At 36.9% G+C, this 7,957-nt stretch carries 8 protein-coding genes and 2 pseudogenes; 4 read left to right on the top strand and 6 right to left on the bottom strand.

From position 1 onward, the window contains the following. Positions 1-178: 178 nt before the first annotated feature. Both DWY31_RS11440 and DWY31_RS11445 read right to left on the bottom strand, forming a co-directional pair. Complete coding sequence (locus DWY31_RS11440; protein WP_118520643.1) at positions 179-1,531, bottom strand: sensor histidine kinase; 1,353 nt, start codon at positions 1,529-1,531, stop codon at positions 179-181. Next, a complete protein-coding gene (locus tag DWY31_RS11445; RefSeq protein WP_044919842.1) occupies positions 1,528-2,202 on the bottom strand; it encodes a response regulator transcription factor in 675 nt (224 codons plus the stop codon). Before DWY31_RS11445 ends, DWY31_RS11440 begins: the two co-directional genes overlap by 4 nt. Before the next feature lie 157 nt (positions 2,203-2,359). Between DWY31_RS11445 and DWY31_RS11450 the strand changes: the two genes are divergently transcribed. Beyond that, on the top strand, positions 2,360-2,845 hold the full coding sequence (locus DWY31_RS11450; protein ID WP_118520645.1) for an entericidin EcnA/B family protein: 486 nt from the start codon (positions 2,360-2,362) through the stop codon (positions 2,843-2,845). 380 nt (positions 2,846-3,225) lie between these two features. Here the strand turns inward: DWY31_RS11450 and DWY31_RS11455 are convergent, their stop codons facing one another. Both DWY31_RS11455 and DWY31_RS14285 read right to left on the bottom strand, forming a co-directional pair. Next, positions 3,226-4,080: a hypothetical protein gene (locus DWY31_RS11455; RefSeq protein ID WP_118520647.1), complete on the bottom strand. Its 855-nt coding sequence runs from the start codon at positions 4,078-4,080 to the stop codon at positions 3,226-3,228. Between the two features lie 118 nt (positions 4,081-4,198). Further along, positions 4,199-4,294: pseudogene (locus tag DWY31_RS14285) on the bottom strand (EFR1 family ferrodoxin); the annotation flags it as partial. A gap of 225 nt (positions 4,295-4,519) precedes the next feature. On the opposite strand from DWY31_RS14285, the gene DWY31_RS11465 reads away from it, so the two are divergent. Next, complete coding sequence (locus DWY31_RS11465; protein WP_118520649.1) at positions 4,520-6,280, top strand: diguanylate cyclase domain-containing protein; 1,761 nt, start codon at positions 4,520-4,522, stop codon at positions 6,278-6,280. A 36-nt stretch (positions 6,281-6,316) separates the two neighbouring features. Continuing rightward, positions 6,317-6,565: pseudogene (locus DWY31_RS11470) on the top strand (ATPase); the annotation flags it as partial. A gap of 101 nt (positions 6,566-6,666) precedes the next feature. Here DWY31_RS11470 and DWY31_RS11475 read toward each other — a convergent pair. Together DWY31_RS11475 and DWY31_RS11480 are read right to left on the bottom strand one after the other, a co-directional pair. Further along, the gene (locus tag DWY31_RS11475; RefSeq protein ID WP_008392833.1) at positions 6,667-6,876 is read right to left on the bottom strand and encodes a DUF6219 family protein; all 210 of its coding nucleotides are present in this window, start codon (positions 6,874-6,876) and stop codon (positions 6,667-6,669) included. Between the two features lie 91 nt (positions 6,877-6,967). After that, positions 6,968-7,300 carry a winged helix-turn-helix transcriptional regulator gene (locus DWY31_RS11480; RefSeq protein WP_008373705.1) on the bottom strand — a complete coding sequence of 111 codons (333 nt, stop codon included), beginning with the start codon at positions 7,298-7,300 and terminating at the stop codon, positions 6,968-6,970. A gap of 140 nt (positions 7,301-7,440) precedes the next feature. Here DWY31_RS11480 and DWY31_RS11485 point away from each other — a divergent pair, with 140 nt between their 5' ends. Next, positions 7,441-7,794 (top strand): cupin domain-containing protein, encoded by a 354-nt coding sequence (locus DWY31_RS11485; RefSeq protein ID WP_117538422.1) that lies wholly within the window; start codon positions 7,441-7,443, stop codon positions 7,792-7,794. The last annotated feature ends 163 nt before the right edge of the window (positions 7,795-7,957 follow it).

Consider the following 7,957-nt stretch of genomic DNA (forward strand, 5'->3'; position numbering starts at 1 on the left):
TTTCCCCCACTGTAAAACAGCCTCTGAGCGTTTCGTTATATAGAGGGGTACAAATAAGAGCAAGACCGCTCCTTGAAAGGGACTTATACCACAGAACAATTACTCCACACTTTAAAAGACATAAAATTTACGGATATAGAAGAACATGGCTTCATGATGACTATACAGCGATAGCTCCTTATATTTTCGGAAATCGGAAAATAAAACTCGTTCCGATACCTTCGATACTTTCGACGTGAATGGTTCCATTGTGGAGATTTACAATCCAACGCACCATAGAAAGGCCGAGTCCGGTACCGCCATTTTCTCTGGAACGGCTTTTGTCTATGCGATAGAAACGCTCCCAGATTCTGTCCAGGTGTTCCTCACTTATTCCAATACCATCATCTTTCACTTCTCCGACAATCTGGTCATTTTCGGCCTTCAGGATAACATGGATATGTCCATTTATTTTTCCGTAATTGATGGCGTTGGTTATTAAATTTATCATCATACGCAAAATCAATGTCTGGTCGCCATTCATAAATAAGTCATCCTGCTTTTGCAAGGTGATCTCGATATTTTTTTCCTGTGCTTTTGTCTGCAGTTCTTCTATTACAAATTCGCTTAATAAACCAAAATCCAGTTTTTCCATCAGATGCTGCTCGCCCTGTTCGTTTCTGGCGATCATTAACATTTCGCTTGTCAGCTTTGACATTCGTTTTGCCTGCTTTAAGATGACTGCAATCTCTTCCTTATCTTCCGCAGATAAGTTTTCATTTTCCAATAAGTACTCACACTGGGAAATGATAACAGCAACGGGAGTTCGCAGTTCATGGGATACGTCTGATGTGAATTGACGTTCCTTCTCAAATGAAAGTTCCAATCGCTCGAACATTCCGTTAAATTTCTCCGACAATTCGTATAATTCATCGTTTGCTTTTGGCAGAGACAATCGTTTGGAAAGATCTTTTCCATTGCTGATGTTTTCAACTTCATCGCAGATAAGATCCACCTGTCTCAATGCCCGTTTGATCATAAAATATCCGATGGCCCCGATCAGAATAATAAGTAATGGGAATACAATCAACAGCATTTTCTCGGATGTCTGCATGAAAAGTTCTATAGAATGTACAGAGGTAATTCCTCGTACCCATATTTCGTCATCATCACCGTAAGTGTAAATGCTGTCATATATCATCCATTTTCGATTTGATCCGGTTATCATTCGCGGTGTATTCGACTTGAGGATAGTTTCTTCTGGAAATTGGGTTGGAATCGTTCCATAAAGTAAGTGTCCGTTTTTGTCGTAAATACAAAACATAATACCGTCATCGTAAAATTCGGTATCGCCGTCAAGATAAAAGGAATCATCCTGAAAATTAATATTTGAAGAGAAACCGGTCACTGCGGCACTGATTTCTTCTTCTGTCGCAGAAATTCCAACCCTATCCACAAAAAGAAGGACGAAAACTAAAATAGTCCCAAGAACTACGGCAATGATTCCGGTGTACCATAGCGTAATTTTTTTCTTGATCGTCAGCTGTTTCATTCGTTTTCCCTCATTACATATCCGACACCGCGAACAGTGTGGATGAGTTTTTGTTCATATTGTGCATCGATTTTTTTTCGCAAATAGCGAATGTATACGTCGATCACATTGGAACCACCTTCAAAATCAAAGTCCCACGCATTCTGCTCAATCTGCTGTCTTGTCATTACGATATTTTTGTTGCGCATAAGACATTCCAAAACCATAAATTCTTTTGCAGAAAGATCAATCTCATTCCCGGCTCTTGTAACCTTTCTTGTGTCACGATCCAGAATAAGATCTGCTATTTTTAGTTGATTGGATGTAAATTGTGGCTTTCTACGCATCATGACACGGATTCTTGCAAGCAGTTCTTCAAATGCAAATGGTTTGATCAGGTAATCATCGGCACCAAGATCCAGTCCTTTGACGCGGTCTTCAATGCTGTCTTTTGCTGTCAGTAACAGAACCGGTGTATCATCTTCTCGTCGCCTTAATTCTCTTAAGATTTCATATCCGTCCTTTCCCGGCAACATGATATCAAGAATAATACCATCGTAGGAAGTCATATCGATATAATCCATCGCTTCCAGACCATCCCCACAGGCATCTACACTGTAATGTTCCTTGACAAGCCTTTTTTTGACAATGTTTCTTAAATCATTTTCGTCTTCTACAATCAGTAATCTCATAATGTAATTATTATAATACCAATCGTTTTCGGGTGCTAGAGCCCTTTTTTTCATTTTCTGAAATTACTATTTGTTTTAATCTTTTTTTAATCTTCCCCCTATATGATACATATAACAGCAAAAACAAAACACCCAAGAGCCGAAAGGAGAACATGTTATGAAAAAATTATTAGTAGTTTTATTATCCCTCACATTAATATTTGCTTTTACAGGATGTACCTCATCCAATAATGAAGCTGCAGAAGATATGGAAATTAAGACACAGGAAGTTGTAACATCAAATACAGATGGCGATGATGATAACATCAGTAACACAGAAAACGCAGTAGAGAATGTGAACGAAAAGGATTATGATTTCTCTTCTTATGAAAACGATATCCGTAATATAACAAAAAGTGTAAACAAGGCAAAAAGATCTACAAATGCATCTGAGAATCACAAACAATTCTACGCTTTGAAAAAACAGGTAGACGCAGTTGATGACGAACTGGATAAACTTGATGATGAATTTGAGTATGATTACCAGATGAAAGAGATTAACTTCGAGATATACAAAGCGAGAGAACGCGCGATTGAAAAACTGGAAGATGAACTGGAATTAGCAGAAGAAGCGTTGGAAAACAAATACGGCATTGATGATTAATTCCGTCTGGGCTACAAGAATGTGGCAGAACTTTCTTAATTTCTAAAATCGGGTAGGAGGTAGATAATTATTTTTTGAAAATTTTGTATTTTTCTGAAATTTAGTACAGAAAAGAGCATATGGCTTTTCTCCACATGCTCTTTTTTAGTAAACTGTTAATAGACATCAGATATAATAAGATTCGATCATTATTCTGTCATAGATCAGCAACAGTTGGGAGAGATTGTTGCTTTTCCCGCCTTTTTCTGATTTACATCCCCGAATAAGGGGTGACAACAGAGTGGAACCCAAATGTTAGCTGGAAATTGATCATTTTTCATTTCCCAATTGCAATTTTATAGGACTCATTATACTCTTTTTCAATTACTCTGTCACCGACTCTATCCAACTAATCGATTGGAAACGGATTTGAAATAAGGTGATCTGTAATTATAATTTTCATTATTTACACTCAGCCAGCCAGCCTTCTTTCCATACTGGAACTCAAGATAAATCTTTCCGTTAGAGAGTGTAAGCTTTTTCAAAACTACTTTCTTTCCTGACGGAACTTTACATGCGACTTTACTACCGTTATAGAGGTTTACTTTTTTTGCAGTTACAAAAGTGTTTTTCTTAAATAATTTACTGTAGTAATCGTTGCGGTCATTGCCGATTATACTTTTTACAGTAGATGTTGTTGTATCTGATAATACAAGCTTGTTATTGCTTACTCGATAATCCATCGTCCAATTGAGCCAACCTGTTTCAGCCGGCTGATCTGCATGTTTGAGCGTCAGGCTGTTTTTCTTTGCAGATACGATCTCGCATGCTGTATCATCTAATTTACTTACACATACAAACTTTTTGGATTTGTTATCATATCTGTAAATTTTGTTGACATTGATACAGTCATTATCACCGATTGCCATCAGCTGGACGAATTCATTTTTATTTGTCATTCTGGCATACTTCGCATTCACAGAGTTGATGCCCTGATTTGCATAACTCTTAGAATATGCCAGCTTATTATTTACTGTGATTTTCACTCGACTTACACAATCATCTTTTCCTATGATTGTTTTTACGAGTATCTTATCCATCTTACCATCGCCGGTAACATCCGCCGATATTTCCTTTTTGACCGGCACATTTCTTACAGATGCCGCCTTCGTCATCGTCGGAAATGCCAGACACATAGATGCTACAAGGGCACAGGACAAAGCTACTTTTACTGATTTGAAATAAGTATTTTTCATGATGATTTCTCCTTAAAACACTGTTCTAATATAAAGATATGCTCTTCATTTACGAAATTATTATAGCAAACAATTATTAAAAATATAGAATAATATTCTTAATATTTCTTTACATTTATCAATCCAGATGATAGCGTGGTTTTCCAACGCTCTTCTTTCCATATTCGATAGCTTCCGCCGGGCAATAGCAGATGCATGCCATACAATGTGTACAGGCATCACAATCTGCGCTGTTCCCATATACTGCCATTTCTTTTTCTCGGCAAGCCTGCGATTATATTTTGCTGCATCTCCGATTTCACTGCCACAATCCATCACAAACCAGATTCGCTTCGCACCTGTAAGCTTTCATTTTTTCATAAAACCTATTCTGTTTTTCGATTTCTGTGCTATAATGCTTTATTGTAAAAATTCCCATAGCCAAAACGAGGTGAACCAAGTGAAAAAGAAAACACTTGTGCCTCTTATCACTTTTTTACTGGGCATATGCCTTGTTAGTTTGATTGTATACAAAACAGACACCCACGAAAAAGAGCAGAGACACATAACAGCACAATTAAACGTAACCACCTATGGCGAACAAATAAAGAATGAAATTATAAATGGAATTGAGATCACAGATACCTTGAAGCAAATCTTAATAAGTGAAGATGGCGAAATCCATCAGTTTGAAACAATTGCAGGAAATCTTATGTCTGATTCTATTGAAAGTGTACAGCTCGCTCCTAATGGTGTTGTTACAGATATTTATCCGGCTAATGGAAATGAGACAGGTAAGATTGATTTGATCCATGATAAAGACCGCGGAAAAATTTCCTGTTACGCAAGAGACAACCATACAATCATTACGCAGGGCCCCTTCAAATTAAAACAGAGAGGATATGGAATTGCAGTCCGCAATCCCGTATACCTGAAAGATAAAAACGGACATGAGTATTTCTGGGGATTTACTATTGTTATCCTGCGTGTTCCGGATATTTTTTCAGATTCAATCAGTGCACTTTCAAATTTTGGATACGAATATAAAATTTCAAAAACAGTCGCTCCATGGAGTGATACTTATAAAGTGGTTTATCAATCAGATGGGCAAACAAATCATCCTGTTTCTTATACATTTACAATAGGAGATGAAAACTGGAAATTTGAAGTAAGCCCTAAAAGTGGATGGAGAAATGCCACTCTACTGATAATCATCATCGGAATGTTTCTTACAATAAGCCTTCTCCTGTCAGTTCTTACCAGAATATGGTTAGTAGAAAATGAACATAAGAAAAAGTTTCAGATACTGGCGCGCACAGATTCTCTTACAAATATTTATAACCGCTATGGATTTGATGAATTTGCAGAAAAAATGATTCAAAAAAATCCAAAAGCACATTTTGTGGCTGCGCTCCTTGATATCGATGATTTCAAGTTTATTAATGATATCTATGGACATAATTACGGAGACAGGGCACTAAAGAATCTTGCAGACAGCATGAAGACTTTTTTCCCATCCGATGCATTACTTGGAAGAAATGGTGGTGACGAATTCTGCATTTTTTTACCAAATTGTACTTTTGCAGAAGCAGATATACAGCTGCAGAAATTCACCAAACTTCCTAAATCATTCTCATACCATGGTAAGGAACATGCATTTTATATTTCTCTAGGATATGCAGAATATCCAACATTTGCATCCAATCGTTCACAACTCATGCGCTGCGCAGATGCCGCTCTTTATGAAATAAAGCTTCGTGGAAAAAATGGATGTATGGTCTACAGAGAAGGATTTCGGTCAGGTGCCCGCAAACAACTTGGATTCACATTCAAGGATATCTCTGAACATCTTCCAGGTGCATTCATCATATACAGAGCTGACAAAGAAGATGATGAACTATTTTTTGCAAATGATGAATTTCTTCATATGTCCGGATATAAAGATATAGATGAACTGTTCAGACTTACTGAGAAAAGTTTTCGCAACTTGATTCGTGAAGATGAACAGCAACAGATAGAATCAAGTATCTGGGAACAGATTGACAACGGCAATGAAAATGACTATATTCACTTTCATCTTAGAAAAGCTGACGGAACTTATTTTTCTGTTCTTGATCAGGGAAGAATTGTAGAGAGCCCGCAATACGGGAAAGTATTTTATGTATTGTTCATGGATTGGGAAGATATGCATATTCGTTACAATGATAAATTCGCAAGATAAAATATTGCAAAAAACAGAGCGTATGATCTATTTTCATATAATGTTTATGTCGGCAAGCTCTATCAAAAGGAAATCGACTTTGTTGCTCAGAGAAGCAACGAGAAGTTTTATATTCAGATCAGCGACAACATTTCCGGGCAGTAAACATTTGAGAGAGAATGCTTTCCTCGGCTTCAGATTCGAGATGCTTATCCGAAAATGATTATTGCTAGAACCAAACATCCCCAATATAGCTATGAAGGAATCGTAATTCACGATATAGCCGATTGGTTACTACAAGAATAAGCAAGGCGAACTGACACCCCCAAGCCCCTGTAGAATAAATAACGCCAGTACTGGATATCAAAAATCCCGCACCGGCGTTATTTATTAAAATATTTTGTTTTTTAATCTTCAACACTCTCTACTGAAACTTCTTTTTTCTTCCTACTTTTACCAGAAATCATCTTGTGTCCTGTATAAATAGCCATAATCATGCAAAGCAAAGAACTTGCTGCAAAGTACTTATGACCTTCTTTTGATCCCTTATAACCTGTATAAAAAGTTCCAAGCATTGTAATCAGTGCACCGATAGACCAATATTTATGTGATTTCATTCAGATACCTCCTGCCATTTTTGTTAATCATATACCTTTTAAAAGATATATACAAACTAGAATTGTTCAAGCTTTTCAAATACTAACGTTCTTAATTCTGTTCAATAATTGATTTATAGTAGTTACCAAAGTCAGCAAGTGAATTAACAATTGGAAGCATTTTTGTTCCGAGTTCCGTTAAGCCGTATTCAACTCTCGGTGGCTGCTCATGGTAATCGTGGCGATATGCCAGCCCATCACTCATCATTTGTCTTAAACTATCTGTCAAAACCTTTTGTGAAATACCATCTATACTTCGTTGTAGCTCATTGAATCTCCATGGACGCTCTTTTAAGTTACGCAAAATCAGCAGTTTCCATTTTCCTCCGATAAGAGATACTGCTGTTGCAACTGGGCATTCCGGTAATTCTTCTTTTGCTCGCATAATTCCCACCTCCGAGTCTATTGTAACACATTCATTTTTGAGTGTACAGTTACAAAAAGGTGCGTACTTGTTTTTGTATGTGTCTCACACTATACTAATACCAAGCAACCAGAAACTACAAATTAACTATGGAGGTTATTATGGTAAATTACACAAAAACAACTATTGGAAAGGAAAACCGAATTGAGCTACATGAAAAGTTGTCTTTAACAGGTGCAGAAATCAGTTTAAACGAACTACCTGCAGGAGCAAATGTCCCATTTGTTCATTCTCATAAAGAAAATGAAGAAATCTATGGAATTCTTTCAGGTAACGGCAAAGCCATAATTGATGGAGAAGAAATTAGCCTTTCAACTGGAGACTGGCTAAAAATCGCACCTGCTGCAAAGCGTCAGTTTTTTGCATCCGATATTTCTGGAATTACTTATATCTGCATTCAGGTAAAAGAAAATTCTCTGGAACATTTTACAGCAGAGGATGCCGTAATCGGCTAATTAAAAGTATTTATTTACAAAAATTATTTGTTGTCTGTTCTACATAATCTGCGGAACAGTCTCGTTTGTACGGGAAAAAAATAAACTGAGCCACGACTGTTCCTACATGAAATCAGCCGTGGCCTTATTTATATCATTTCACTCTTTTTTGAAATAGAACAAC

The organism is Dorea sp. AF24-7LB, from assembly GCF_003478575.1.
In the GTDB taxonomy this organism is placed as follows: Bacteria; Bacillota; Clostridia; order Lachnospirales; family Lachnospiraceae; genus Dorea_D; species Dorea_D hominis.

What these genes read in the sequence shown, in the direction of transcription:
- DWY31_RS11440 (WP_118520643.1), bottom strand. Translation starts at nt 1,531, where the DNA reads ATGAAACAGCTGACGATCAAGAAAAAAATTACGCTATGGTACACCGGA.
- DWY31_RS11445 (WP_044919842.1), bottom strand. Translation starts at nt 2,202, where the DNA reads ATGAGATTACTGATTGTAGAAGACGAAAATGATTTAAGAAACATTGTC.
- DWY31_RS11450 (WP_118520645.1), top strand. Translation starts at nt 2,360, where the DNA reads ATGAAAAAATTATTAGTAGTTTTATTATCCCTCACATTAATATTTGCT.
- DWY31_RS11455 (WP_118520647.1), bottom strand. Translation starts at nt 4,080, where the DNA reads ATGAAAAATACTTATTTCAAATCAGTAAAAGTAGCTTTGTCCTGTGCC.
- DWY31_RS11475 (WP_008392833.1), bottom strand. Translation starts at nt 6,876, where the DNA reads ATGAAATCACATAAATATTGGTCTATCGGTGCACTGATTACAATGCTT.
- DWY31_RS11480 (WP_008373705.1), bottom strand. Translation starts at nt 7,300, where the DNA reads ATGCGAGCAAAAGAAGAATTACCGGAATGCCCAGTTGCAACAGCAGTA.
- DWY31_RS11485 (WP_117538422.1), top strand. Translation starts at nt 7,441, where the DNA reads ATGGTAAATTACACAAAAACAACTATTGGAAAGGAAAACCGAATTGAG.